Consider the following 26564-nt stretch of genomic DNA (forward strand, 5'->3'; position numbering starts at 1 on the left):
TCCCTATCAGCAAAAAATGACCATGGTGGTTGCCATACCACAAACTTTATCAGATTGGGGAAGCTTTTAACTTTAAGGAATTTTCATGAACATCGAAAACTGTCTTATCATCGCTTTACCCCTATCGATGATGCTACTTGGGTTATATCTGTTTATTAAAGGCATACAAGACAAGCCCAAAGCCACTCTATCGAATGAGACGTATGACCAAGATGAGCATGATGATGTGCATGATAAAGATGGCATTCCCATCATTCCACGTCATTTACGCCAGCTGACACACCATGATACAGATAACATCTCTGATGACCAACCGAATGTACCACCCCATCACAACAACCAACATCAACCAACCACAAATAACGATAGCATAAACGCCATAGACACTGATAATGTCGCATCTTTTCATCACAAGACAGAGCTTACAACTCAAAACAAACAGCCTTCAGATGATGACTGGCTAACCACCCAAGTCAACAATGCAAGTAAAGAAATTGAAAATGAAACGCACATTGAGCCTAATTTTCTTAATATTGATGATGATGCAGACGACTGGCTAACAGTCAATCATGGCACAGAACAACACCGCCCCTATCACCAATCATCAGCGTATCATGAACAAACAATGCGTTTTAGCCAACACAACGCCCCCTTTAACACTCCCTTTAATGACACTCTCTTTAATGACACACCTAATCACACGCTTAGCAACGCATCATTGAACACGTCATTTAATGATGACATTCATGATGAAGGGGTGGACATTGAGTTTGATGATGATGCCTTGTTTGATGATGTCCATATCAATACTGACAACAATCAGTCCATAAACAGTCAATCTGTAGACAATCAGCCCATCACAGGTGATTTATATGACGTGGTCTACACATCAAAAACTTTAGATTTAGATGAGCATGAACAAGAGTTACCACAAACACAACAGCACAGCTCAGACACACAAGCACACTTAGCATCTGCCACATTAGCATCTGCCACAAAAAAATATCAGACAAACATACAGACCGCTTCTGTTCCTGAGTTTGTAGAAGCCAGTCCGATGCTTAATGAGCATCTGGCACAAAATAACGCCACAGAGCAAGACAGCCCCTTAACCAACGCATCAGGCAATTTAAACATCAGCATATTACCTGTCCATGAGTTTGGATTTTTTCGGGGGCGGACGCTACTTAATTTAGTGGATAAGTTTGGCTTTAAGTTTGGTACAATGAACATGTTCCACCGTTATCAAAATAAAGACGGTACGGGTATTTTGTGGTTTAGTATGATGGCATTAACGGTGAATGGGGTTGAGCCATTTGATTTAAACGAGTTGCCCCATACCCAGCTCAAAGGCGTGGTGCTGTTTTTATCCTTACCACACCCCAAGATTCTCCAAGGCTTTGATAGCATGATGAGCATTGCCAATCTATTGGCACGAGAGCTTGGCGGTTACGTGGTTGATGAGCATGGTGAGATGATGACCAAAGAATACAAGATTAGCTTGCGTTCACAGTTACAAGATATCGAAGAGTTAGAAAACCCATAAAAACAGGCGGTGTTTTTGATGCGTCATCATGAAGATAAAAATGAACATATTGTCAAGCAAATGCGTGCTTTAATAGATGAGTTAAAACAGCACAACCATGCGTATTATGTGTTAGATGAACCACAAATTAGCGACAATGAATATGACCAACTGCGTTATACCCTACTATCATTAGAACAACACCACCCCAAGCTGATACAATCCGACAGTCCCATCAACGAAGTGGGTGGTACTCCCCTGCCTGCCTTTAGCCAAATCACCCATACCATACCCATGCTGTCACTTGGCAACGTGTTCAACCAAGATGAGCTTGCCGACTTCATGCGTAAAGTCAACGAACGTTTACCCGAACCCTTACGACAACCTGAATACGAAATGGAACTCAAACTAGATGGTTTGGCAGTGTCTATTCTGTATAAAAATGGCACGTTGATGCAAGCTGTGACCCGTGGTGACGGACAAACAGGCGAAGACATCAGCCAAAATGTCAAAACCATTCATAACGTACCACACCATCTACCCCAAGCTGTCAACATTGACTTGTTAGAAGTGCGTGGCGAAGTTCTGATGCCAAAAGCAGGATTTGCCAAGCTTAACCGAGAGGCCAAAGACCGTGGAGATAAAACCTTTGCCAATCCTAGAAATGCTGCTGCTGGCAGTTTGCGTCAGCTTGACCCCAGCATTGCCGCCACTCGTCCTTTAGCATTTTATGCTTATTCGGTCAATCAAGGTCTGCCAATGGGCATCCATACCCAGTATCAATCCTTACAATGGCTGGGTGAGCTTGGGTTTACATTAGCCAAAACCGTGATTGTCAAAGACCTGACCGATGCGATGACGTTTTATCAACAAGTGTTAGATGAGAGAGATGCCCTGCCCTTTGAGATAGATGGCACGGTGATAAAGGTCAATGACTTGACCTTACAGGCTCGTTTGGGTTATTTAAGCCGTGAACCACGCTGGGCAATTGCTTTTAAATTCCCTGCCGAGACAGTCATCACCACTTTAAACGCCATTAACTGGCAAGTGGGACGGACAGGACAACTAACGCCAGTGGGCAAACTTGAGCCTGTGCAAGTGGGCGGTGTTACTGTCAGTAGTGTTACCTTGCATAACTTTGGTGAGATTGAACGTTTGGACATTCGAGCAGGGGATACCGTCAGTGTGCATCGAGCAGGCGACGTTATCCCCAAGGTTACTCGAGTTTGGCATGATAAACGAGCCAATGACAGCAAGCCCATCACCCTACCAACCCATTGCCCTGTCTGTGATTCGCCTGTGGCATTACCCGAAGGCGAAGCATTGGCCCGCTGTACAGGCGGTCTGTACTGTCCTGCTCAACAGCAAGAAGCCTTAATTCATTTTGTATCACGAAAAGCAATGGACATTGATGGCTTGGGTGAACGATGGCTGGTGAGTTTTTTTAAACAGGGACTGATAAAGACCGTGGCAGACATCTATCAGCTACATACCCATAAAGAGACTTTGATGGGGTTAGAAAAATTGGGCGAAAAATCAGTCGACAACCTGCTTTTTGCCATCGAAGCAAGCAAAACCACCACCTTGCCCCGATTCATCTATGCCCTTGGTATTCGTGGGGTAGGCGAAAGCACGGCACACAACTTGGCAAATCAGTTTGGTGAACTCACCCCTTTAATGAATGCTGACATAAATGCACTGCTTGCCACACCTGATGTGGGTAACATCACCGCTGAACTGATATATCAGTTTTTCCGTGCCAAACATAATCTTGAAGTCATCACCGCCTTGCTAGATGCTGGTATCCATTGGCAAAGTGTGCATGTTACTCAAGAGCAAAATCTGCCACTCACAGGTGAGGTTTGGGTGGTGACTGGCACGCTTGCCAGCATGAGCCGTGATGAAGCCAAAGAAAAATTACAAGCATTGGGGGCAAAAGTATCTGGTAGCGTCTCTACCAAGACCACCACCCTACTGGCAGGTCAAAAAGCAGGCAGCAAACTGGATAAAGCCCAAAAACTGGGCATTAAAGTGGTCAATGAAGAAGTGTTTTTAGCAATGACATCATCTTAGTGCATATTAGTGTTAGTGCAAGTCCCTAGGACGTGTCTTTAATGCCTATCTGCTTTAATATCTATCCGCTTGATTTCTTATTCCACGGTTTCAGCTGCCACTTTTTTATTGACGATGCGAATGGGCAATATCAACCCTCGTCCAATTTTATCAGCGATGACATAGTCATATGAGCTTGGAGCGATGGCATCGGTGGTGTATATGACCAAAGTGATTTTGTTACCATCAATCAATTCGTGCGTTTCATAAGCCGTACCAAGTTGGTCAAGCAATTTTGATAAAGGTTCATTACTTGCCATGCCAATGGTAAGATTGTACTGGGCAGTTGCCCTATCCACGCCAAAATAATCAGCATATGATTTTACAGGTGAGCTGTCTTTAGCAAAGACATAAGGATAGCTTTTTGGGTCAACAGGCTTAACCCCAGAATCTACTTTTGTCCAATCAATGGTGATTTGCTCGCCCACCTTATTGGTGTTATTTGTATTGGTGTTATTTGTATTGGTGTCATCTGTTTGTGATGTGGATATGTGTGTTGTATCAACCAAATTGTCTTCATTAACATCAGCCAAATGACTGGCATCGTTGATGCCATTACCGTTGCTGATTTGTTCGATTGGGGTCATATCAGTTGTGCTGGTTTGAGTTGTACTGGTTTGTTCCGTGTCTGTTGTGTCTGTTTTACCAGTGGTTTGAGTGCCATCACAGGCTGACAGACCCAATCCTAAACATAAAAGACACAGACTTAATAATCTCGTCATCGACAACGACTTGAGCGAACCATGAGATGAATTGTGAGGTGGATTTTTGAGCAGATGGTGCTGGATAAAGTGGTACTGGATAAAATGGCAATGGGTTATTTTATTTAAAATGTTCATACTGTCCTTGATACTGGCTTTAATGACTGCCTTTGTTGGTATGATGAATGTTGTTTTTAATTATAACGGATTTGTTGCGGACAGTCACAATATCTGTTTTAGGGGAGTTGCGTTTTAGGGGGTTAAATCATCTAAACTTTGCATATTAAGTTTAATGGCTTGATAACACACCCCTGCTTTAAATCCACGATATTGTAAAAATCGTAACTGCTTGGCTTTATCCTTGGGCTTGGTTGGAATGGCATTGCCATATTTCTTAACTCGTGCTTCTACTGCCAATGCCAACCAATTCACTTGTTCACCACCATCTGCCACATAATCGGCAAAACTTTGTGACTCGCTTTGAGCCAACTCAATAATCTCATCAATATTGGCAGGTAAATCAAGTTTGCGTTGGCGAAAGTCATGCTCAATACGGCGACGACCACGCCCTTTTCTGATGCTTTCTTTGATAAGCATGATGGCAGCTCGTTGCTCACTTTGATGGCCTTTTTCAGCAAATTCATCTAATAAGGCATCGACTTTGTCAGGATTTTGTTGTTTGGCGATAAGTTTGTCTTTGAGTTCTTGACGAGAATGCTCACGGATAGACAAATAATAAAATGCCAACCAGCGTAAACGACTGTCGGCTTTGATGTGTTCTCTTTCAGCTTCTCGTTGTTCTGGTGTTTTTAGATAAGCGGTCAATGCGGTGGGTAGGTTGTCTAGGACATCGTCATCGGTTGCAGTGTTGCATGTGGGTGTTTTTTCTTTGACCTGTTGCAAAATATCTTGAATACTCAGCGTAGGCTTTATGGTTGTTCGACTGTTTTTGGTATTATTTGCGGTTTGATTGTCTGATGGTTTTTTGGTTGACTGGCTTTTTTTTGCTCGAGTATTTTTTGTTTGGCTGTTTTTTGTTTGACTTTTTTCTTGGCTGTTTTTTTGAGAATTGTTGGTTTGAGAATTGTGGGTTTGAGCATTTTGGGTTTGAGAATTGTGGAATTGTTGCTTATCAGCCAAGATATCAGCAAGGGTTTTAATTTGCATAATAAATCCATGTGCCATCATGTGCAATAAAGTGTCCCAAAGATGAGCCACTTTATAGATGCACACTTGATGGATAATAGATGATGTCTAATAGATATGTCTAATTCACTTGCTTATTCGTTAGCCATATCATTGTCATTCATTTCTTGCTCATTTGAGTCATCAAAACTCTTTGAACCACCTTGATTCATTTTAACCGCACGAATTTTTTCTTCAATTTCTTGGGCAATCTCTGGGTGGTCTTTTAAATACTGCACAGAATTGGCCTTACCTTGACCAATTTTATCATGACCATAGCTGTACCATGCCCCCGCTTTACCAACCAAATCCATCTCAACACCCAAATCAATGATTTCTGCCAAGTGGTTAGTGCCTTCGCCATACATGATTTGAAATTCAGCTTGTCTAAACGGAGGGGCCATTTTATTTTTAATCACTTTGACACGAGTGTCAGAACCGATGATTTCATCACCATTCTTAACTGAGCCAAAACGACGAATGTCCAAACGCACCGATGCGTAGAACTTCAACGCATTACCGCCTGTGGTGGTTTCTGGGTTGCCAAACATAACCCCAATTTTCATACGCAACTGATTGATGAACACCACCATACAGTTAGAGCGTTTGGCGTTGCCTGTGATTTTACGCAAAGCTTGGCTCATCAAACGGGCTTGTAACCCCATGTGGCTATCACCCATTTCACCTTCGATTTCTGCCTTGGGAGTCAAGGCTGCCACCGAATCGACCACAATCATATCAATCGCCCCTGAACGTACCAACATATCAGTAATTTCTAAGGCTTGCTCACCATTGTCAGGTTGTGATACCAATAATTCATCGGTATTCACACCAAGTTTACGAGCGTAAATGGGGTCAAGAGCGTGTTCAGCATCAATAAAGGCACAAGTACCACCTTGTTTTTGACATTGGGCAATGGTCTGTAGAGTCAATGTGGTTTTGCCTGAGCTTTCAGGGCCATAAATTTCAATGATGCGTCCTTTTGGCAAGCCGCCGATACCTAAGGCGATGTCCAATCCCAGTGAACCTGTTGACACCACATCAACGTCCATGGCAACCGATTCATCTCCTAGGTGCATGATGGTATTTTTGCCAAATTGTTTTTCAATTTGCCCCAAGGCAGCTTTAAGGGCTTTGGCTTTATTTTCGTCCATAGTAGATAGTGTCTCCGATAGATTGCCATTTTATTGGCGATGGGTTTGGTGGCGATGTGTTTGGTAATAAAGTCTGCTTATATCAGCAAATTCTGCTTGGATTAAAAAATAACTGCTACAAAACAACTACGGACTCACCCACTGGCGGATTTTTTCTCGCTCATCAGGGGTGGCTTGTAACCATAACTGCATGAATTGGTCAAGGGTGCTGATATTGGCAGGATTAGCAAACGTTTGTTGTGTGCTGACCGTATTCATGCTGTTACTGGCTGGCTGATTGTCAATGGCAGCAATGGCTTGTGAATTGGCTTCTACCGCTGAGTTATTCCCAAATGAATTACCCCCAAACAGACCACCAATTGCTGAGCCTAATCCACCCAACAAGCCTGTGTCTTTCGTGTTGGCACTGACACTTTGACTTGCCACAATTTTGTTACCTTGCTTGATGGCAAGCTGTGGATTTTTGGCATACTCACGAGCATCACGATAACTCTCAGGCTGACCGGGCATGACCAACTGATAGTTTTGATTGTCTGCCAGTTCTGCGGTCAAAGTAACATGACCAGATTTTAAATAATCGTGGTTGTCTCCAGCCAGCTCATACAGGCGGTCATAACGAGCGGTGATGACGTGCTTACCAGGCTGTAGCGTATACAACCTTTGAATTTTTTGGAATGGACTGCTGTTATATGCCTGTCCGTTGATGGCGGTAACCTTGATGTTGTCATCGACAGCTAAGGTTACCGAAGCAACCGCTGACGTGGCAGCAACAGACACACTGATGATGACAGCTAATGACATGGGGGCAATCAGTTTCATAACCATTCTCTTCTTTATTTACTCACTTTACTCATTTAAATGCAGTTATATGGTCAATAATCCAAAATAAAGTTTTGATTTTGTATCGCTTCTTGTTGAGTTTGCTCATGAATGTCTTCAAGTTCAGCAAGCAAAGTCTGTTCATCAATGATTTTCATGGCTTCGGTAATGCTGGACTTAGAGATATTTACCCTAGGCATGTTGGCAAACATGGGTTGTAGATGACTAAGTACTCTGAGCATCGCCCCTGTGTTGTGCGGTCCTTCTGCCAATAAATACCCAGTGATGTCAGCATGAAATTGCCAACCACGACGACGCAATATCGACTCTAGCATCGCCTTGCGGTCTGCCAAATTGTGTCCATCAGGAACTTTAAAGCTTGGGGCTTGTGCCAAACGAGTCTTTAAATCCCTTAGACTAAAGAATAGCTGATTGGTAGGGCGGTCAGCAGCAAACAACAAACGCCTTTGCCCTTCATGGCTACGATTAATCAGATGAAATAACGCTTCTTGCCATTGCTCATGACCTACGATGGCATCGACATCATCGATGGCAATCAAGTCAAAACTCTCAAGCGACGACAGTACTTGAACATCAGTGTACAATAAGTCACTTAAAGACAGATTGATGGCTGTCTGTCCCATGTCGATAAACGACTCACAAATGGCAGAAAGCAGATGCGACTTACCCGTATCAGGGCTGCCAAAAATATACAGCTGGTGGATTAGGCTGACATGTAACTGACGCACCGCATCAATGATGGCAAGCCAACCTGGACCTGCAAAGTCACTTAGGCTAGCATCGTGCTTGACTTCAAGATTTAGATTAAGCTGGTTGTCAACCATGCGATTTACTCTTAATGGTACACATAATGCCGTATCTTGTGATATTAGCAGGCTATATATAGCATATTTTGAATAATATTGATAGTGGCATGATTATTGGCCAGTGGCATGTCATTTGCTGTCTTTAAAACTGATAAGAAACCAGCACCCAAACTTAGACGCTCAATTTAGATGCTGAATTTGGACACTGGTTTTTATCAGGACAATTATCCTTTTAGGCTATTTTGTCAGCACATTTGCCAAGGCTTCATTAAAGAGTTGGCTAGGACGCATCACCGCCTGTAACTTATCTGCATCTGGCTTATAGTAACCACCAATATCAACCCGCTGACCTTGCACATCAATCAAATCAGCGACAATTCTTTCTTCATTATCCGCCAATGATTTCGCCAGTGGCTCAAATTTGACTTTAAGCTCAGCATCTTCTTCTTGATTTGCCAATGCTTGGGCCCAATATTTGGCAAGATAAAAATGGCTGCCACGATTGTCTAGTTCACCTGTGCGTCTAGATGGTGATTTTTCATTATCAAGTAATTTACCAGTGGCTTCGTCCAACGTTTTTGCCAGTAACTTAGCTTTTGGATTGTTTTCTTTATCACCAAGTTCATCAAGCGACACCGCCAAGGCAAGCATCTCACCGAGTGAGTCCCAACGCAAATGGTTTTCTTCCACCAGCTGTTCTACATGCTTAGGTGCAGAGCCACCAGCCCCAGTTTCGTACATGCCACCCCCTGCCATCATGGGTACGATGGACAGCATCTTAGCTGATGTACCCAGCTCAAGAATGGGGAACAAATCAGTTAGGTAATCACGTAAAATATTGCCTGTCACTGAAATGGTGTCCAAACCACGACAGACACGCTCTAGCGTATAACGCATGGCACGCACTTGCGACATGATTTGAATGTCCAAACCTTGAGTATCATGGTCTTTTAGATAGGTTTTTACCTTTTTAATGAGCTCATTTTCATGTGGACGATAAGGGTCTAACCAGAACACCGCTGGCATTCCTGAATTGCGAGTGCGAGTCACCGCAAGCTTAACCCAATCACGAATAGGTGCATCTTTGGTCTGACACATACGCCAAATATCACCTTCTTCAACATGTTGCGACATCAACACCTCACCTGTTTCTAAGTCCGTGATGTTGGCAACCCCATTTTTACTGATTTCAAAGGTTTTGTCATGTGAGCCATACTCTTCGGCTTTTTTTGCCATCAAACCGACATTTGGCACTGTTCCCATGGTGCTTGGGTCAAAATTGCCATGCCATTTACAAAAATTGATGACTTCTTGATAAATCCGAGCAAAAGTTGATTCTGGCATCACCGCTTTACAATCATACTGACGGCCATCAGCCCCCCACATTTTACCGCCACTGCGTATCATCGCTGGCATGGACGCATCAACAATCACATCATTGGGTGAATAAAAGTTGGTAATGCCTTTGGCAGAGTCCACCATCGCCAACGATGGGCGATTTTCTTGGCAAGCGTGCAAATCTCTGATGATTTCATCGTACTGTGAACGTGGTAGGGTTTCTATTTTTTCGTAAAGTCCTGCCATGCCGTTATTGACATTGATGCCAAGTTCATCAAACAAATCACCCCATTTTTCAAAGGCTTCTTTATAATACACACGCACACAATGACCGAATACAATGGGATGTGAGACTTTCATCATGGTGGCTTTCACGTGCAAAGAGAACAAAATGTCCGCTTCTTTACAATCTTTTAGCTCTTTTTCATAAAACTCAAGTAAGGCTTTTTTGCTCATGAACATAGAGTCAATGATTTCACCTTTTTCCAATGCCACTTCAGGTTTTAATAAAATGGTCTCACCGTCGTCGCAAATCAGTTCCATTTTTACCTGACACGCTTTGTCTAGGGTCATGGATTTTTCACCATGATAAAAATCACCTTCATTCATGTGTGACACGTGCGTTTTTGACCACGGCTTCCATTCACCCATCGAATGCGGATGTTTTTTGGCATAATTTTTAACAGCGGCGGGGGCTCTGCGGTCTGAATTGCCTTCACGCAACACAGGATTGACAGCCGACCCTAAGCACTTACCATAACGGGCTTTGATGTTTTTTTCTTCTTCGGTGTTGGGATTACTTGGGTAATCAGGAATGGCAAATCCTTTGGCTTGTAGCTCTTCGATGCACGTTTCTAACTGTGCCACTGACGCACTGATGTTGGGTAATTTAATGATGTTGGTATCAGGTTCTTGAGTCAACTTACCTAAGATTTCTAGTGTTTTTGTTTGTTGTTGTTCTTCACTTAAATAATCAGGGAATTCAGCCAAAACCCGTGATGCCAGTGAAATATCACTTTTAATGATGTCAATACCCGCTGGTGTGGTGAATGTCTCAATAATAGGTAAAAAAGAATAGGTCGCCAATAAAGGAGCTTCGTCGGTTAGGGTATAATAAATCTTTGGCATAATCATGCAATCCTTTTGTTGTTTATCATGTGTGGCATCAAAATTGGTATGGCATACAAATCGGTAAAGAACCTGATTTGACCATATAAATACGCATTCTGCATCTCTATTTTATAGGACATGATGACCATTAAGCAAATTTAATGCACAGTCAATCTTTGATGATGGTATGCCCTAATGATAACCATTCTTAACCTTAACCTGATAGCAACCGTATGGCAACAAGCAAACACAGTTTTTAAGCAAATAATTGATTAAAATGCTTAAATAATACTTTGGATAACATGTGTTTCATCAAAGCCATGTTCAAAGATTTATTTTTAAAGATATTTTAAATTTATTTTTAACATCAATTAAGGAAAACCCATGAGCAACATCAAAGCTGACATTAACCTAAACCAAGACATTTTTACTGCCCTTATCGCCCGTCATGAAGTGCAACGTCAGTTGTGTCAACAGTTAGAGAATACCGATGACAGTAAAGAACAAGCCAAAATCTACCAGCAATTTAAGCTGGAGCTGACCGCTCATGCGGCCGCTGAAGAGCGTCATCTTTATGTGCCTGTTATGGAGCATGATGATGGTTTGGACATTGCTCGTCATGCCATTACTGAGCATCATGAAATGGACGAACTTATTGACACTTTAGACAATCATCAGCCTGACTCAGATAAATGGCAACAAGCTTTAAAAGACCTCATTCATAAAGTTCGTCATCATTTAGATGAAGAGGAAGAAGAATTCTTTAAACAGTCTAAAGACATTCTTGCTGATGATTTACAACAACGCCTTGGCTCACTGTATCAAGTCGAACACAACGAATTTGTACAAAATAATCAATAAACGACAAGATAACCACAAACAAGACAACCATCAAAGTGTCAAATAATATCAAAGTGTCAACATATTATTTGGCATCATTCATATAAAACTTATTTAACAGCCATCATGACCAAATCCAGTGAGCTGGACATGCAAACCTTTGACCAAGCTTTATTTAAGCTTTATGACGAAGGGGCAATCTCATATGGCCTTACCAAATCAATAATTTGGCACTGTCTTGGGTGATAAAACCATCAGGCACTTGTCCGCTATCCGCCTGCCATCTGGCAAAAGCTTTACGAGTATTGCTACCGATAACCCCATCAATACCATGAGTATCATACCCTGCTTGTGTCAAATGACGCTGTAAGTTGGTTACTTGCACGGTGGTGAGTGGTCGCTCATATTTGGGCCACGCTGTTTGTAGACCACCTTGTCCATTTATTGCTTTTGCAAGCAAACTAACCCCCAACGCATAGTTAGCGGAATTGTTATAGACCTTAATTACGTCAAAATTTTGACTGGTCAATAAGGCAGGACCTAACTTACCTGCAGGTAGCCACAGACTTAAGCGAGCATTGGCAGGCACATACCCCCCCAGCACTTGCACACCCAGCTGTCGCCATTCGTCATGGCTCATGGTGTCATCAAGATATCGATAATCAAAATAACTGGGCAAAAACACTTCATACACAGGGTCAACGCCACGCACCCAACCAGAATTTCTCAAATAATTGGCAGTGCTGTTTAACGCATCGGTCAAATTCCAAGGGTTTTTATGCCCATTGCCATCACCGTCCACACCTTGTGTCAACCAAGTGGCAGGAATGAATTGAGTATGCCCCATACCCCCTGCCCACGATCCATCTAAATTGTGCCAAGACACATCGCCACGGCTAAGTAAGGTCAGCAGAGACATCAATTGTTCTTCAGCAAAATCACGGCGACGACCATCATATGCCAAAGTCGCCAACGAGCTGACCAAGTTGGCATTACCCATAAAGCCACCATAAGATGACTCCATTCCCCAAATGGCAGCCACAATGGCTGGGTCAACACCATAGTGATTGCCAATGTCATCAAACAACCTGCGATGACCAATAAAATGCTTACGCCCATTGCTGACACGACTGTTGGCAACAGCAGATTCAACATACTCCCAAGGCATCTTGACAAATTCGGCTTGACTGCGGTCTTGGCTAACGACTTTTTGATTAAGATGGGCATTGCCCAGCAACCGCTCAATCTCAGCTTGAGAAAACCCTCTTGCCAACGCTTTATTGGTAAAGCTGACTTTCCAATCACCAAAACCATTAATCACTGTTGGTTGTGGTGGCACAACTGGACGTGTGGCAATGACTGATGGAGGAGTTACCACAATCACGTTTGGCATCACTTGTGGTTGTTCTGGCGTTGGTGCGGTTTGGAATGGTTGAGGGGTAAGCTGTGAGGCAGGTTGTGGTATAAGTTGTGGTATGGGTTGTGGACTGCTCACACAAGCTGACAGCATTGCCATTGATAGCATCGCCGTCATCACGCCAAGCAGAGCATCACAAGACTGATTGATTGCTTTGGCTTTAGGGACAACTTTGGGAGCAAATTGGTTTCGCTTTACTTGGGCTGATGGGTTTTGATGCTGTGAGTTCATGACAATCCTTTTAGTCTGCCTTTTAATCTTCTGTCTTGTGCCGTTTAATCTGCCTTGTAATGTGCTTTTAAATCTGCGCCTTTACATGGTTGATGGTGATTGAACCTATCACGCTGTGTCTAACTTAGCAAAACCTTTGACCAACTCATCTAATTGTTTTAATTGTGCCAAAAACGGTTCAAGCTGACTTAATCGCAACGCACAAGGCCCATCACATTTGGCTTGCTCAGGGTTAGGGTGAGCTTCTAAAAATAGCCCTGCCAACCCTGTTGCCATGCCTGCCCTTGCCAAAGTGGTGATCTGCTCACGGCGACCACCTGCACTGTCCGCCCTTGCTCCGGGCTGTTGCAAGCTGTGCGTTACATCAAAAAACACAGGCACATTCATCTGTTTCATGATGTCAAAGCCAAGCATGTCCACCACCAAGTTATTATAACCAAATGACGTACCCCGCTCACACAAAATAATTTTATTGTTACCTGCTTCTAGACATTTATTGATGATGTGTTGCATTTCATGTGGGGCAAGGAATTGGGCTTTTTTGATATTAATAATTGCCCCCGTCTTTGCCATCGCTGTAACCAAATCACTCTGACGACTTAAAAACGCAGGCAACTGAATAATATCCGCCACTTGTGCCACAGGCTTGGCTTGATATGGCTCATGCACATCAGAAATGATAGGCACATTAAAGGTTTTTTTAATGTCAGACAGCCACTGTAACCCCATCTCCATGCCATGCCCACGAAATGAATACAAACTTGAACGGTTGGCTTTATCAAAACTGGCTTTAAAAACATAGCCAATGTCCAATCTTTGACAAATTTCAACATAAGTTTCAGCAATTTCAAACGCCAAATCACGGCTTTCTAACACATTCATACCACCGAACAGCACAAAAGGCTGATCATTACCAATGTTCATGCCATTTAACTGAATATGAGATTGGGCTTTTTCACTCATCGTATTCTCCGTCATGCTGATTACTTGGGCTTTTGAGTGCTTATTTGCTAAAATCGAGTGAAAATTCAAGTCAGTGAATCATGACTTTTGACTTGTGTGATTTATTTTATGTCATTTTTGGTTGGTGCAGACATTATTAGTTTCAATAATGGCTTGCTCAATGATTTTTTCACTGACTCCTTTTTTACGTAATTTTTCAATAAAAGTTTCATCATGAGCCAAGGTGTATTTATCATTATCACGGTCTAACCCCTCACGAATATACAGGCGTAGTAAGCCTTGAATTTTTTCAAACCCATGTTCACGTGCCGTTTCTGTTAAAAGCTCAATCATCTCTTCTGAGAGACGAATACTGATGGGACGCATGACTTTTTGTGGGTGATCAGAAAATTTGTTTTTGACACGGACAGGTATCATAATCAAGCCTAGGTAAAAAATGATGGATAAAAGCTCAAATCCAAGGTGAAAACAAGTATAACAAATTTTACCAAAAAAACCTTAAGCTAGCCATAACAACAGGATAATCACAGGATAAGGATTAAATAGATGTCATCGAAACTGGCAAACATTCAAAGCCTGTTCAAACTTTGGCAAATATAAATGGTAGACATAAAAAGCATTTAGGTGAGCGCTTTTAAGATGGGATAGGTTGCTAATGTAATGATTTAACTGATTTAACCAAGCCAAGCCAAGCTTAATCTAAATAAACGGCTAAATAAAACAGCTGACTTAAAATGGTTAAGTTTGAGTGGTTAAGATGGCTCCCCAACCTGGGCTCGAACCAGGGACACACGGATTAACAGTCCGATGCTCTACCAACTGAGCTATTGGGGAATGGGCTTTAACGGCACTTGCATTGGAGCTCATATCGAGAATTGAACTCGAGACCTCTCCCTTACCAAGGGAGTGCTCTACCCCTGAGCTATATGAGCAAATCAATGTATGGAGCGGGTGGCGGGAATCGAACCCGCGCCATCAGCTTGGAAGGCTGAGGTTCTACCATTAAACCACACCCGCAAGTGCTTGGCAGATAAATATAAATGGTGGTGGGAGAAGGATTCGAACCTTCGAAGCTTTCGCGGCAGATTTACAGTCTGCTGGGTTTGACCGCTCCCCAATCCCACCGATAACATGCCCAACAATAATATCACAACGCCACATTATGAATCACATGAATGGCATGATGTTATGTTGGCAATCTTTAACAGATGGTGCCGGCTGCCGGAATCGAACTGGCGACCTACTGATTACAAGTCAGTTGCTCTACCAACTGAGCTAAGCCGGCGTGTCTGCTAAAGTGGCAAGTATTCTATCAAGTTTATTTTAAAATGCAACCATTATTTTATATTTTTTTGCATTTAATTCATATTAAATAGCCAAAAAGCCACGGCAACGATGATAATGGCGATGATTGACCACTTCACTGGGTTACTGTTGCCTTTTTTGGCTGGGTCATTCACCATCTCTTTAAAGACCACATCTTTAGAGAGGGTGGTTGGGTTAGAGGTTGATTCTTTTTCTGATTGGGCTGGTGTGTCTGTTTGAGCAAGCTCTATTTTTGTTAGTTCAGCCGTGATGGTTTTTTCTGATTGTTTTGTGTCTGGTTCTTTTATGCTTATTGGCTCTTGCGTGCTTGGTTCTGGCTCTAAAGTCGTTGGTGCGGGTTCTGCTTCATCTTTTACGGCTTCACTTTTTACCTCTTCATTTTTTATGACTTCATTGGTTTTGTCTGTGCTGACGGTCAGCTCTTGAGTGGTGGTCGTCTCTTGAGTGTTGTCAGTCACTTTAAATACCAAGTCGGCAAAAGCGATGACATCGTTATGATTGATGTGTTTGGATTTTTGTGGTTCAAGGGCTTTATCATTGACTGATGTGCCATTAGACGAGCCTAAATCTTTAATAAACAAGTTACCATTTTGGATACTAATCAACGCATGTTGGCGAGAGATGTTTTGGCTTGCCAACACCACATCACTATCAGGGCTACGACCGATGCGTATGTCATCATGGACTGGGATAACTAGTTCTGCTAAGACTTCGCTCACGCCTGTTAATGACCATTTGCTCATGTTGATAAGTCTCCCGCTGTTTTTTGGGTTATGTTAAACTTTTGGATTATGTTAAACGATGATGGTCAGATGCTTTAAAATAAAATACTTTAAATCCGTTATTATAGCGGATTTATCATCAATTTGTGTGTTAATTTTGCTAAGAACATATTTATTCATCTTAACAAGTATTTTATTTTATCGTACTAATCATCATCATCGGTTATCAGTCAACAATTAGTGGCCAGTGGCGTTTAATCAGAACGTTTAACTCATCGTGCGTAATTCTCCACCCATAATCTTTGATTTAGGTGGAGATGTAAGCACAGGCGACCTAATCAGGGCGTTGTTGTTTTTCGATGTCATAGACACTAAATAAAAACAATGCTAAATCATACCCATATTTCAAAAAATTAGCCGTTGCTCGTATTCATGAAAAAGTACGCAACCAGCGTTTAGACTGACACCATTTAAACTTACACCATAAAGTCACGCATAAACTGATTTGCGAAAACCAAGCTACCAGTCATGTGATTGAATATTTAGGTGTAAAAAACATGGTAAAGAACCATAAAAAGCAAGCATTAGCTGATGCACTAGGACTTAGTGTTGTATAAAGAGTTCCCTCATGCCGATACCATTCAGCGATGGTGGCATGACGAAAGGTAACAATTCAATCTAGGTTGGGATTGTTATGGGTCGCAAAGATTCCCCCACCATAACCGCTAGGTTTGGTGGTGGGAGTATGTCAATCAGTCAGTAACGTTGTCTGCGTTGAGTTGAAGAGCCAATGCCAAGCTGTTCACGATATTTGGCAACGGTACGCCTTGCAATGTCGATGCCTTGCTCAAGCAGATAATCGGTGATGGCATTATCGGATAGGGGTTTTTTTGGGTTTTCATCGGCTATCATCTGCTCTATCATGGCGGTGATGGCGGTTGATGATACGTCACCGTCCACGCCAGATACAGACGATGAAAAGAAGTATTTTAGCTCAAATAAACCTTGTGGGGTGAGCATAGTTTTATTGCTGGTTAAGCGTGAGACAGTGGATTCATGTAATCCCACTTCGTCAGCCACATCTTTTAAAACCAGTGGCTGCATGGCAGTCGCTCCATACAATAAAAAAGCCTGTTGGCGTTTGACAATACAACTGGCAACCTTAAGTAGATTGTTGTTGCGTTCTTCGATGCTACGGATAAATAGGCGAGCATCGCTAAAGTTTTGCTTTAAAAAAGCATTGTCATCACTGGCATCACCACGTTTGATAAGTTGGCTGTATTTTTGGTTGATGCGTAATTTGGGCAGGGTATCTGGGTTTAGTTCCACTTGCCATGTCATTTGTTGCAAGGCAAATTCATTCTCTTGATTGGGCTGAGCAGATTGGGTTGGATTGCTCAGCAATGTAACCAGCACATCAGCAATGTCATAGGTTTCTTTGATATTGGTAAGTTTGGGTTGAGACTTTCGGTAGTGTTCTCCTGGAGAGGGATTTAGGGTGCGGAGCAATTCCAAGGCTGGCTCTATGTCGCTGATGTCAAGCTGGGTTCGAATTAACAACTCGCTGATGTTGTTGGTTGCCAATAAATCAGAATGTTGCAAAATCCGTAGGGCTTCTTGGACAAAGGGAGTTTTACAGTTCATCTCATACAGTTGCAACTTTAAGCTTTCACTTAAATCTCTTGCTCCCACACCGATGGGGTCGCACTCTTGAATGGTGGTCAGCACCGATTCAATGTCTGACTTGCTGATGGCGTTATCCAACTGATAAAACTGACACACGGTTTGAAAACTTTGGTACAACCCTTCAATGTCCAACTCAATAAAACCATCATCATTCATTGCATCAATCAAATAATCTGCAATTAACAGCTCTATTTCATTGAGTTCTTCATTTAACTGTAATTGCCATCGCACATGGTCTTGAATGCTACTTTGGGTTTGTCCTTCGTGGTCATCGTAATCGCTGGTGTCAGGCGATGCTAAGACAGTGCTGTCCTGGCTAAAGATGTTGTCCCAATCGGTATCGATGGCAGTATCGTCCAGCCCACTTTGTGACAGTTTGTCAAAGCTGTCTTCATTGTCATAGTCATAGTCATAGTCGCCATCGTCATCAGTCATGCTCTCTGTGGGGGGCAATTCTGTTTTATTTGTCCACTCAAGGCTGTCTGTTCGCTCAGGGCTGTTTTCTGCTTGCTCAGGGCTGTCCCCTACTCGTTCAAGAAAGGGATTGCATTCTAATTGGGTTGCCACTTCCTGCTCAAGCTCTAGACTTGACAGTTGCAAGATGCGAATGGCTTGTTGCATCTGTGGTGTTAGTTTTTGGGAAGTCCCCAGTTTAAGGTTCGCCCCCAAACCATATGAAAAACTCATAATGATTAAAAACTCTGGTTGATGGTGATGTTGTTTGTTTTATTAATAACAATCAATATGATAAAGGATACTACATTATAGATAAATTGGGCAAAATTCTTTGGAATAACTGGTATGATATGGTGATGTGCTGGTGTGGTCTGTGAAAAATAAAGACCATCATGTGAGTGGTGCGTCAGTTGTCAGTTAAATGACACATCAATTGAATGACACATCAGTTAAATCATACGTCAGTTAAGGGTAACGCCATGACCAAGCCCATGATTGCCTGCATCGGCATGAATTCACAAGCCGATTGTGATGCCAATTTACAAATCGCCGCCACCGCCATTGATGTTGCTAAAGGGCAAGGGGCAGAGTTGGTGGTACTGCCTGAGAATGTTGCCAGTATGGGCAGACAGCATGCCACAGCACAACGCTTTGATGAACTTAGTTCCCACTTTGCTCATCTTGCCAGCAAGCATCAGTTGTATGTGTTGGCAGGGACATTGCCTTGCCCTTATCGCCCAGATGGCAGTGTCATCAATGATGGGCGACTTCGACAAGCCAGCTTGCTGTTTGCCCCTGATGGCAGTCAAGTGGCTCGCTATGATAAAATTCATCTGTTCCGTGCCACAGTGGCAGACAACCAAGGTGGCTATGATGAAGCTCAAACCTTTGAAGCAGGCACTCAAACTGTCACCGCTCATCTTGAGCTGGACCATACGACAGTCATGCTGGGCATGATGGTGTGTTTTGATTTGCGTTTTCCTGCATTGGCACAACGGCTACGACAGTCAGGGGCGAACCTTTTATCTGCGCCCAGTGCCTTTACTTATCAGACAGGAGAAGTTTATTGGCGGTTATTATTACAAGCTCGTGCCATTGACAGTCAATGTTTGGTTATTGGCTCAGCACAAGGGGGCAAACACATCATACCAACACCCATTAACGACACTCAACACCATCTGACAGACATTGACACCAACATGAGCACAACCACGTGTTCAACCATTCGCCATACTTGGGGGCACAGCACCATCACTGACAGCCGTGGTCAAATATTGACAATGGACAACACGTCTTTTGATGATTGGCAAAATGGTGAAAACAGCCATCATAAACGAGATTTTAGTGTGATTACTGCTGTTTTCGATGATGAACAACAACACCAAAATAGGGTAGATTTACCCATTTTTGAGTGTCATCGCTTGGCATAAGACATTTGGCATAAGAACCACAGTCAGATAAAATTTTGCCAGTAAACAACGTTGTCAGTGGCAACCTTCATCAGTCAAAAACAGTCATCAATAAAAAACAGTGCCATACTCTTAATATTCCTATGGACATTATCATGACAGCTCACATGTCTTTATACGAGTTATTAAAAAGCAATGTGGTGTTTCAAAATTTAGACCGATATCAGTTCGGTATTTTGGAGCAGTATTTGACCTTTCGAGGCATAGAAGCAGGTGAATATCTGTTTTTTGAAGGTGAGGTGGGTGATTATGTGGCGTTCGTGGTGGCGGGGAGCATCGAGATATTCAAACAATTACCAGACAAACAAGTGATGTTGGTAACGCTAAAACCTGGGGACGGTATCGGTGAAATGGCATTAATTGATGATTTGTCTCGTTCGGCGTCTGCTAAGGCCAGCCAAAGAACAGGTTTAATCGTGTTGCCCAAACGTGATTTTGAACGCATCTTGATTGACCACCCCAGAATTGGCATCAAAATTTTAAAGGCATTGGCGTCCATGCTCAGTCTTAAACTGCGTCACACCAATGAGGAACTGTCAGCAATGCGTGGCAGTGAGTTAAGTGGCAATGAGTCATCTACTTAGATTGCTTAGATGAATATGGATTTAGGTGAATATAAACACGTTGGCTTATGATTTTGCTGTGATGCGAACAGCCCTTGGGTGGGTTGTGTCATAGATTTGAGTAAGCTTAACAAAATCGACTTGCGTATAAATTTGCGTGGTGCTGACATCGGCATGCCCCAGCATCTCTTGTACTGCTCGTAAATCACCACTTTCTGATAACATATGTGATGCAAAACAGTGTCTAAGCAAGTGTGGATATAGATTTTGGTCAATGCCAGCACGAGTTGCCCAAACTTTTAAGCGTTGTTGCACACTGCGAGTGCTAAGCCGTCTGCCCCGTTGCTCACTGATGAATAATGCCATGTCTGCATTTTTTGCCCAAAGACAACGCTGGGGCAGATAGCGATGAATGGCATCAACACTGCCACTGGTCATGGGAACAAGTCGACGCTTTTTCCCTTTACCAAATACCCTAACCACTTTTTGCACCAAATCAACGTCATTAATATCCAAAGCAACCAACTCCCCCACTCGCAATCCACTGCCATAAAGTAGCTCAAACATCGCCCTATCTCGCCTCCATAAGCAAGCTTGCTTGGCATCTTCTGGCATGGCTTGGTCTAATAATTGACTGAGTAAATCAACATCAGCAATGGTTGGTAAATTGCGGACTTGGTTTTTGAGCTGATGCCCTGTGGTGGGGTTGATGGTGGCATGCCCCATATCAATCAACCAAGCATAAAAATGGCGAATGGCAGACAATTCATGTTGCATGCTTATTGGCTTGATGCCATGGTACTCCCTGCGTTCGCTGATAAAATAAGTCAGCAGTCGCTTGTCGCATTGATTAAACTGTCGTTGTCGTTTATGCAAAAATACCAACAAATTCATCACTGCCCTGCGATAAGCGTCTAATGTGTGGTGTGAGTAGTTTTGTTGTAATAATTTTTCAAGCCAAGCAGACACCAGCTGAATCTGATTGGCTGGCAACTGCTCAACTGGCATGTCTATGACCATGGTCTGGCGTTGATTTTGGCGTTGATTGTCGCCATTGATTTTGGCGTTAATTTTTGGCATAAGCATCGGCATCATCAGTCATCACAAGTCATTATCCCTAACGTCATCATTATCACTGTCATCAGTGTATGGTTTATTCACCTTAATGCCTGCTTGTGCCATTAAACCATCTGGGCTAAACACCCCTTCATAGACAAAAGCAGTCGGTCCTGTCATCATCATGTTATAACCTGGTTGCCATTTGACCAGCATACTGCCCCCGTATAATTGAGCTCGAATGTCTTCACCTTCATCTAACCAGCCTTCATTGATGCCAACTGCCACAGCAGCACACGCCCCTGTACCACAAGCTTGAGTTTCACCCACCCCACGTTCATAAACACGCAAGCGAATGTGCCGTTGGTTCATGATTTGCATAAAACCGACATTAACCCGCTCGGGAAAGGCTTCATGTGCTTCGATGGCTTTACCCAGCCTTTCAACATCAGCGGTCAACACATCATCAGTTTTGATGACAGCGTGGGGATTGCCCATGTTGGCAACATACAACTGCACAGGAGTGCCGTTGACATTGAGACGGTAGGTATTTTGGATTTTGGTGATGGCTTTTGGGGCAAAAGGAACATCAGCAGGCTTAAACTTGGGCTTACCCATATCGACTTGCACCCAACCATAGCGGTCGGTGGTTAATGTTAAGATGCCACTGACCGTTTCAACTCTTAAGCGTTGCTTAAAGGTAAGTTTGCGTGCTTGCACAAAGCGAGCAAAACATCTTGCCCCATTGCCACATTGTTGTACTTCTGAGCCGTCTTGGTTAAAAATACGATAACGAAAGTCCACATCCGGTCTGGTTGGTGGTTCAACCACCAATAATTGGTCAAATCCGATGCCAAAGTGGCGGTCGCCCAGTAATTTAATGAGTGGCGTGGTTAAATCCAAACGCTGAGTCACCAAATCGATGACCATAAAGTCATTGCCCAGTCCGTGCATTTTGGTAAATTCTATTAACATGATAATTCCTTTGGTTTTGTTTTGTGATTATCTTATCACGTCAACCGATAGCTTGCCATGATGGCTAAAAAATGATGGCTAAAAAAATCAGACAAAAAATCCAAAGCTTGCAATCGACAGCTTTGGATAAAAAATTAAAAAAAAAGAATGTGCTGATTGGGTCAAACGTTCATCAATGACTCGGTGGCAAATAAGTCTTCAATGCGTTCTCTGGCTCGAATTTGTTGCATTTTATCACCACAGACCATGACCTCACATGCTCTAGGGCGAGTGTTGTAGTTGCTGGACATGACAAAACCATACGCCCCTGCCCCTGTCATCGCAAGCAGTTGTTGCTCTTTTAAGTCAAGCAAGCGTGCCTTTGCCAAAAAGTCGCCTGTCTCGCATATCGCTCCTACGATGTCCCAAGCTGTCTTTGGCACAGATTGACTGATTGGTTCGTCTGATTGTTTGGCAAGCATCACAGGAATGACTGCCATTTCTGCTTCATATAAAGCAGGGCGGATTAAGTCATTCATGGCAGCATCAACAATGGCAAAGTTTTTGCTGTCATTGTCCAAAGACAGACTGGGTTTGAGTACATCAACATGAGTCAACAGCACACCAGCATTAGCAACAATGCTACGCCCCGGCTCTAAAAACAGTGTTATTGGTTTTTTAGCATTATCTAACAACTTTTTAAGCTGATTTGTAACAGCAACAGCAAAGTCTGCAACCGCATCAACCGACTCATCAATATACTGCACACCAAGCCCACCACCAATATCAATGTGAGCAAACTCAATGCCTGCACCGTTTAATTTCTCAATCAAATCAATCAGCTTATCCAACGCATGCAAAAATGGCTCAGTCTCAGTCAGCTGTGAACCGATGTGGCAGTCGATGCCTACGATGTTAAGATTTGGCAGGGCTTGAGCTTGTTGGTACACCGCCAATGCCTGATTATGAGCAATGCCAAATTTATTTTGCTTAAGCCCTGTTGAAATATAAGGGTGCGTACCTGCATCCACATTGGGGTTAATGCGTAAGGAGATGGGTGCTTTTACTTGCATCTGCCCTGCCACACGGTCAATCAATTCAAGCTCACTGACCGACTCAACATTAAAACAACCAATGCCTTTTTCTAACGCATAACGAATGTCACAAGCGGTCTTACCAACGCCTGAATACACCACTTTTGACGCATCACCACCTGCCGCCAACACCCGCATCAACTCACCCACCGACACAATATCAAAGCCACTGCCCAACTCACTTAGCACACCAAGCACTGCTAAGTTGGAGTTGGCTTTAACCGCATAACAAACTTGAGCAGGCACGCCTAAGTCTGCAAACGCATTGGCATACGCTAAATAAGCTTGCTTGATGGCGGTATGACTATACACATAACAAGGCGTGGCAAACTTCTTTGCCACATCGGATAATGACACTTCTTCAACATAAAGTTGTTCAGAAGCAAGTTGTTCAAAAGCAAAGGATTCATGGTCAATTTGCGATTGATGGTCTAAATGTTGACAAGGTCGATAAGAAAGATAAGGCAAACAATCAACCAACGCATGTGGATTGATGTAGCACCCCATGTCCGTATCATACCGAATGGCAGACCTATCAGCAGACAGCTCAGACAACTTATCGAACGAATGGGAAGAAACAACAGACGAAACAACAGACATAGACATTCCAACAAAATAGCCAAAACCAAACTAAATAACACCCAAGGAGAACTTAAAACGCTTGGTCAGGATTATCACTGATGACTTGCTCTTCTACTGAGCCTGTGCCTGTCATGGTGTCAGCCGTTGGCTCACCAGTCTGTGTTTCTTCTGACATCTCTTCGGTTGGGTCAACGGTTATCACATCTTCTGTTGCATGTTCAGCCAAATGCTCATTGGCATCATCGGTACTGGCAACCACTTCTGAACCTGTGGTGCTGTCCGTATTGGTATCGGTGGATTGACCACTTTGATTGCAACCAACCAAACATGAAGCAGCCAAAAATACCGCAACCGAAGTGGTGCTGACAAGGGCTTTATTGACATTAAAAACAGATAAAATACGCATAACATTACCTTAGTATGAATAAAGGGCAAAAGGGTTACTATTTTAACATGACCTTAAGTTAAAAAAAGTGATTTTGCGTAAGTAAAACCAATCGCAAATTAAATCAATCACATGTTAAATCCAATCAATATGCCTGCATTGGATTATCCTGCAATAGATGCAAATTGGTTGGGTCTGTGGACAGTTGGTGATGTTTATCATCAGCTTGCTTGCTGATAACGTCTGCCATGTTATCCGTGGTTTGCTTGTCTGCTAATGGCCGAGTTAATAAAAAACGGTCGTCAGCATCACCCTTGGCGGTGCCTGGCAAATACAAATCACCCTTTTGACCACACGCTGATAATTGCCCCATGACAACCAACAACAAAATGGTTAGGACAGATTTCGAGATATTCATATCAATGCTCTCTGTTATATCCATGTTTTTGTATCAATGTTCTTGTATTAATGCTCTCTTAGGATAAGAACATGCCTGTATTGTGGTGGTTTAAAATATGCTTAATATGCTTAATATGTTGTCGCTTAATACCGTCATCTTAATGTCTTAACATTCTAATATCTTAACTTAGGGCTATTTAGGATTGATTTTAACACAGTATTGCTCAGTCAATCATTTGATGGGTTTTGCTTTATGGGTTTATCTTTTATGCAATGGGTTAAGCCTTTCATGCTTTTGTTTACCCTTTTAACCGCAAACAACGGTATAATAAGCCCCTATTTTTGCGACTTGTTTTTGTGACTTGCGTTTGTTAATACTTGGTCTGCTTGTTTATTTCTTAACATTTCATTCATATTCATAGGAATTTGATTTATGACAATCATGATAAACCCCACTTTGGTATTAAACTGTGGTTCTTCTTCTATCAAATACGCCTTAATCAGTGAAGACAATCAAAGTCGCATCACAGGCTTGGCAGAAGGATTGGGAACACCATTGGCACAACTTAAACACACCAACACTGATGGTGATAAACAGTTGTTTAAACTCAATGGGGCTGACCACAAGCAAGCCCTGACAGAGATTTTACAGTTGTTAAAAGAGCATCAACCTGTGGCGGTTGGGCATCGGGTGGTTCATGGAGGGCGTCAATTTTCATCGGCCGTTAAGATTGATGAGCATACGTTATCAGAAATCAAACAGTTGACCGTATTAGCCCCATTACACAATCCTGCCAATGCTTTGGGCATCGAAGCGGTCAACACCCTTTATCCTAATTTGCCACAGGTGGCGGTGTTTGATACTGCCTTTCACCAAAGTATGCCTGATGTGGCGTTTCGTTATGCCATTCCCAAAGAGCTGTATGAAGAATATGGCATTCGCCGTTATGGCTTTCATGGCACATCACACGCCTATGTGTCGCATCGAGCCAGCAAGCTTAGCAACACACCAGCCCCACACGGTTGGCTAACTGCCCATTTAGGCAATGGTTGTTCAGCAGCAGCGATTTATGATGGCAAAAGCTTGGACACCAGCATGGGACTAACCCCACTTGAGGGCTTGATGATGGGTACAAGAAGTGGTGATGTTGACCCAAGTTTACACGCTCACTTGCACCGAACTCGAGGCATGAGCATTGAAGAGATTGATACTTTATTGAACAAACAAAGTGGCGTGCTGGGGGTGTCTGGCATCTCCAACGACATGCGCACCATTGAAGAAGCGGCGGCTGATGGCAATGCCAATGCCAAGCTGGCACTTGCCATGTTTGAATATCGAGTGGGTAAATATCTGGCGGCATTAAGCTGTGCTGTGCCAACGCTGACAGGCATTATCTTTACAGGTGGTATTGGTGAGAATGCTGCTGAGACTCGTGCCAATATTTTGGCGGTGATGCGTCATTTTGGCATTCACATTGACGCTGATAAAAATGCCAAGCTTATCCGTGGCGGTGAAGGCAGTTTTCACCACCCTGACAGTCGGCTTGAACTTTGGGTTATTCCCACCGATGAAGAGTATCAAATTGCCATGGAAACCCGTGAGGTGATTGGCAAGTAGCTTGGTCGGTCTTATTTTGGCTAATCTTATCT

General features: G+C 42.9%; 22 protein-coding genes and 5 tRNA genes. 6 read left to right on the plus strand and 21 right to left on the minus strand.

What is annotated here, in order from left to right:
- Positions 1–85 precede the first annotated feature (85 nt).
- Together B0682_RS04695 and ligA are read left to right on the plus strand one after the other, a co-directional pair.
- Complete coding sequence (locus tag B0682_RS04695; protein ID WP_078306884.1) at positions 86–1546, plus strand: cell division protein ZipA C-terminal FtsZ-binding domain-containing protein; 1461 nt, start codon at positions 86–88, stop codon at positions 1544–1546.
- An 18-nt stretch (positions 1547–1564) separates the two neighbouring features.
- Positions 1565–3598 (plus strand): NAD-dependent DNA ligase LigA, encoded by a 2034-nt coding sequence (gene ligA, locus B0682_RS04700; RefSeq protein WP_078306885.1) that lies wholly within the window; start codon positions 1565–1567, stop codon positions 3596–3598.
- Between the two features lie 77 nt (positions 3599–3675).
- Here ligA and B0682_RS04705 read toward each other — a convergent pair whose 3' ends face one another.
- From B0682_RS04705 to B0682_RS04730, 6 genes are all read right to left on the minus strand, one after another.
- Positions 3676–4476, minus strand: coding sequence for a hypothetical protein (locus tag B0682_RS04705; RefSeq protein WP_143823265.1), 801 nt, complete (start codon positions 4474–4476; stop codon positions 3676–3678).
- A 114-nt stretch (positions 4477–4590) separates the two neighbouring features.
- The gene (locus tag B0682_RS04710) at positions 4591–5505 is read right to left on the minus strand and encodes a regulatory protein RecX (protein WP_078306887.1); all 915 of its coding nucleotides are present in this window, start codon (positions 5503–5505) and stop codon (positions 4591–4593) included.
- A gap of 113 nt (positions 5506–5618) precedes the next feature.
- The gene (recA, locus tag B0682_RS04715; RefSeq protein WP_078306888.1) at positions 5619–6677 is read right to left on the minus strand and encodes a recombinase RecA; all 1059 of its coding nucleotides are present in this window, start codon (positions 6675–6677) and stop codon (positions 5619–5621) included.
- A gap of 126 nt (positions 6678–6803) precedes the next feature.
- A complete protein-coding gene (locus B0682_RS04720) occupies positions 6804–7487 on the minus strand; it encodes a DUF2057 domain-containing protein (protein ID WP_205760105.1) in 684 nt (227 codons plus the stop codon).
- Between the two features lie 62 nt (positions 7488–7549).
- Positions 7550–8341, minus strand: coding sequence for a DnaA ATPase domain-containing protein (locus B0682_RS04725; protein WP_078306890.1), 792 nt, complete (start codon positions 8339–8341; stop codon positions 7550–7552).
- Between the two features lie 219 nt (positions 8342–8560).
- Positions 8561–10789: an NADP-dependent isocitrate dehydrogenase gene (locus B0682_RS04730; RefSeq protein ID WP_240494848.1), complete on the minus strand. Its 2229-nt coding sequence runs from the start codon at positions 10787–10789 to the stop codon at positions 8561–8563.
- Positions 10790–11155: 366 nt separating this feature from the next.
- Between B0682_RS04730 and B0682_RS04735 the strand changes: the two genes are divergently transcribed.
- Positions 11156–11632 carry a hemerythrin domain-containing protein gene (locus B0682_RS04735; RefSeq protein WP_078306892.1) on the plus strand — a complete coding sequence of 159 codons (477 nt, stop codon included), beginning with the start codon at positions 11156–11158 and terminating at the stop codon, positions 11630–11632.
- A 190-nt stretch (positions 11633–11822) separates the two neighbouring features.
- Here the strand turns inward: B0682_RS04735 and B0682_RS04740 are convergent, their stop codons facing one another.
- The 10 genes from B0682_RS04740 to rpoN all read right to left on the minus strand — a co-directional run bounded on the left by B0682_RS04740 (position 11823) and on the right by rpoN (position 18643).
- A complete protein-coding gene (locus B0682_RS04740) occupies positions 11823–13145 on the minus strand; it encodes a lytic murein transglycosylase (protein ID WP_420845505.1) in 1323 nt (440 codons plus the stop codon).
- A gap of 222 nt (positions 13146–13367) precedes the next feature.
- Complete coding sequence (kdsA, locus tag B0682_RS04745) at positions 13368–14222, minus strand: 3-deoxy-8-phosphooctulonate synthase (RefSeq protein WP_078306893.1); 855 nt, start codon at positions 14220–14222, stop codon at positions 13368–13370.
- 111 nt (positions 14223–14333) lie between these two features.
- A complete protein-coding gene (locus tag B0682_RS04750) occupies positions 14334–14639 on the minus strand; it encodes a CopG family transcriptional regulator (RefSeq protein ID WP_078306894.1) in 306 nt (101 codons plus the stop codon).
- Between the two features lie 341 nt (positions 14640–14980).
- A tRNA-Asn gene (locus tag B0682_RS04755) sits at positions 14981–15056 on the minus strand.
- Positions 15057–15079: 23 nt separating this feature from the next.
- Positions 15080–15154: transfer RNA gene (locus B0682_RS04760), tRNA-Thr, on the minus strand.
- Positions 15155–15165: 11 nt separating this feature from the next.
- Positions 15166–15239, minus strand: a tRNA-Gly gene (locus tag B0682_RS04765).
- 24 nt (positions 15240–15263) lie between these two features.
- Positions 15264–15347 (minus strand) — tRNA-Tyr (locus B0682_RS04770).
- Between the two features lie 84 nt (positions 15348–15431).
- Positions 15432–15507, minus strand: a tRNA-Thr gene (locus tag B0682_RS04775).
- A 73-nt stretch (positions 15508–15580) separates the two neighbouring features.
- On the minus strand, positions 15581–16291 hold the full coding sequence (locus tag B0682_RS04780; protein WP_078306895.1) for an FHA domain-containing protein: 711 nt from the start codon (positions 16289–16291) through the stop codon (positions 15581–15583).
- 735 nt (positions 16292–17026) lie between these two features.
- Positions 17027–18643, minus strand: coding sequence for an RNA polymerase factor sigma-54 (gene rpoN, locus B0682_RS04785; protein ID WP_078306896.1), 1617 nt, complete (start codon positions 18641–18643; stop codon positions 17027–17029).
- A gap of 248 nt (positions 18644–18891) precedes the next feature.
- Between rpoN and B0682_RS04790 the strand changes: the two genes are divergently transcribed.
- On the plus strand, positions 18892–19842 hold the full coding sequence (locus B0682_RS04790; RefSeq protein ID WP_078307088.1) for a nitrilase-related carbon-nitrogen hydrolase: 951 nt from the start codon (positions 18892–18894) through the stop codon (positions 19840–19842).
- A gap of 134 nt (positions 19843–19976) precedes the next feature.
- Positions 19977–20465 carry a cyclic nucleotide-binding domain-containing protein gene (locus B0682_RS04795; protein ID WP_078306897.1) on the plus strand — a complete coding sequence of 163 codons (489 nt, stop codon included), beginning with the start codon at positions 19977–19979 and terminating at the stop codon, positions 20463–20465.
- 45 nt (positions 20466–20510) lie between these two features.
- On the opposite strand, the gene B0682_RS04800 is transcribed toward B0682_RS04795, so the two are convergent.
- The 5 genes from B0682_RS04800 to lptM form a co-directional block, all read right to left on the minus strand.
- The gene (locus B0682_RS04800; protein ID WP_205760098.1) at positions 20511–21524 is read right to left on the minus strand and encodes a tyrosine recombinase XerC; all 1014 of its coding nucleotides are present in this window, start codon (positions 21522–21524) and stop codon (positions 20511–20513) included.
- Between the two features lie 21 nt (positions 21525–21545).
- Entirely contained in the window at positions 21546–22475 is a 930-nt protein-coding gene (gene dapF, locus B0682_RS04805) for a diaminopimelate epimerase (protein WP_078306899.1), read from the minus strand.
- A gap of 161 nt (positions 22476–22636) precedes the next feature.
- Entirely contained in the window at positions 22637–24055 is a 1419-nt protein-coding gene (lysA, locus tag B0682_RS04810) for a diaminopimelate decarboxylase (RefSeq protein ID WP_205760106.1), read from the minus strand.
- A gap of 145 nt (positions 24056–24200) precedes the next feature.
- Positions 24201–24536, minus strand: a complete 336-nt coding sequence (locus B0682_RS04815) for a hypothetical protein (RefSeq protein ID WP_078306901.1) — start codon at positions 24534–24536, stop codon at positions 24201–24203.
- A gap of 124 nt (positions 24537–24660) precedes the next feature.
- Positions 24661–24933, minus strand: coding sequence for an LPS translocon maturation chaperone LptM (gene lptM / locus B0682_RS04820; RefSeq protein ID WP_143823266.1), 273 nt, complete (start codon positions 24931–24933; stop codon positions 24661–24663).
- 423 nt (positions 24934–25356) lie between these two features.
- Here lptM and B0682_RS04825 point away from each other — a divergent pair, with 423 nt between their 5' ends.
- On the plus strand, positions 25357–26532 hold the full coding sequence (locus B0682_RS04825; RefSeq protein WP_411350822.1) for an acetate/propionate family kinase: 1176 nt from the start codon (positions 25357–25359) through the stop codon (positions 26530–26532).
- The last annotated feature ends 32 nt before the right edge of the window (positions 26533–26564 follow it).

It is taken from the genome of Lwoffella lincolnii (genome assembly GCF_002014765.1).
Classification (GTDB): Bacteria; Pseudomonadota; Gammaproteobacteria; order Pseudomonadales; family Moraxellaceae; genus Psychrobacter; species Psychrobacter lincolnii.

Excerpts from the sequence above, each read along its gene's own strand:
- ligA (WP_078306885.1), top strand. The coding sequence starts at position 1,565 with ATGCGTCATCATGAAGATAAAAATGAACATATTGTCAAGCAAATGCGT.
- B0682_RS04695 (WP_078306884.1), top strand. The coding sequence starts at position 86 with ATGAACATCGAAAACTGTCTTATCATCGCTTTACCCCTATCGATGATG.
- B0682_RS04825 (WP_411350822.1), top strand. The coding sequence starts at position 25,357 with ATGATAAACCCCACTTTGGTATTAAACTGTGGTTCTTCTTCTATCAAA.
- B0682_RS04780 (WP_078306895.1), bottom strand. The coding sequence starts at position 16,291 with ATGAGCAAATGGTCATTAACAGGCGTGAGCGAAGTCTTAGCAGAACTA.
- B0682_RS04750 (WP_078306894.1), bottom strand. The coding sequence starts at position 14,639 with ATGATACCTGTCCGTGTCAAAAACAAATTTTCTGATCACCCACAAAAA.
- lptM (WP_143823266.1), bottom strand. The coding sequence starts at position 24,933 with ATGAATATCTCGAAATCTGTCCTAACCATTTTGTTGTTGGTTGTCATG.
- kdsA (WP_078306893.1), bottom strand. The coding sequence starts at position 14,222 with ATGAGTGAAAAAGCCCAATCTCATATTCAGTTAAATGGCATGAACATT.
- B0682_RS04725 (WP_078306890.1), bottom strand. The coding sequence starts at position 8,341 with ATGGTTGACAACCAGCTTAATCTAAATCTTGAAGTCAAGCACGATGCT.
- B0682_RS04795 (WP_078306897.1), top strand. The coding sequence starts at position 19,977 with ATGACAGCTCACATGTCTTTATACGAGTTATTAAAAAGCAATGTGGTG.
- B0682_RS04705 (WP_143823265.1), bottom strand. The coding sequence starts at position 4,476 with ATGAACATTTTAAATAAAATAACCCATTGCCATTTTATCCAGTACCAC.
- B0682_RS04710 (WP_078306887.1), bottom strand. The coding sequence starts at position 5,505 with ATGCAAATTAAAACCCTTGCTGATATCTTGGCTGATAAGCAACAATTC.
- rpoN (WP_078306896.1), bottom strand. The coding sequence starts at position 18,643 with ATGAGTTTTTCATATGGTTTGGGGGCGAACCTTAAACTGGGGACTTCC.
- lysA (WP_205760106.1), bottom strand. The coding sequence starts at position 24,055 with ATGGGGTGCTACATCAATCCACATGCGTTGGTTGATTGTTTGCCTTAT.
- B0682_RS04735 (WP_078306892.1), top strand. The coding sequence starts at position 11,156 with ATGAGCAACATCAAAGCTGACATTAACCTAAACCAAGACATTTTTACT.
- dapF (WP_078306899.1), bottom strand. The coding sequence starts at position 22,475 with ATGTTAATAGAATTTACCAAAATGCACGGACTGGGCAATGACTTTATG.
- B0682_RS04800 (WP_205760098.1), bottom strand. The coding sequence starts at position 21,524 with ATGCCAAAAATTAACGCCAAAATCAATGGCGACAATCAACGCCAAAAT.
- recA (WP_078306888.1), bottom strand. The coding sequence starts at position 6,677 with ATGGACGAAAATAAAGCCAAAGCCCTTAAAGCTGCCTTGGGGCAAATT.
- B0682_RS04730 (WP_240494848.1), bottom strand. The coding sequence starts at position 10,789 with ATGCCAAAGATTTATTATACCCTAACCGACGAAGCTCCTTTATTGGCG.
- B0682_RS04790 (WP_078307088.1), top strand. The coding sequence starts at position 18,892 with ATGACCAAGCCCATGATTGCCTGCATCGGCATGAATTCACAAGCCGAT.
- B0682_RS04740 (WP_420845505.1), bottom strand. The coding sequence starts at position 13,145 with ATGACGGCGATGCTATCAATGGCAATGCTGTCAGCTTGTGTGAGCAGT.
- B0682_RS04815 (WP_078306901.1), bottom strand. The coding sequence starts at position 24,536 with ATGCGTATTTTATCTGTTTTTAATGTCAATAAAGCCCTTGTCAGCACC.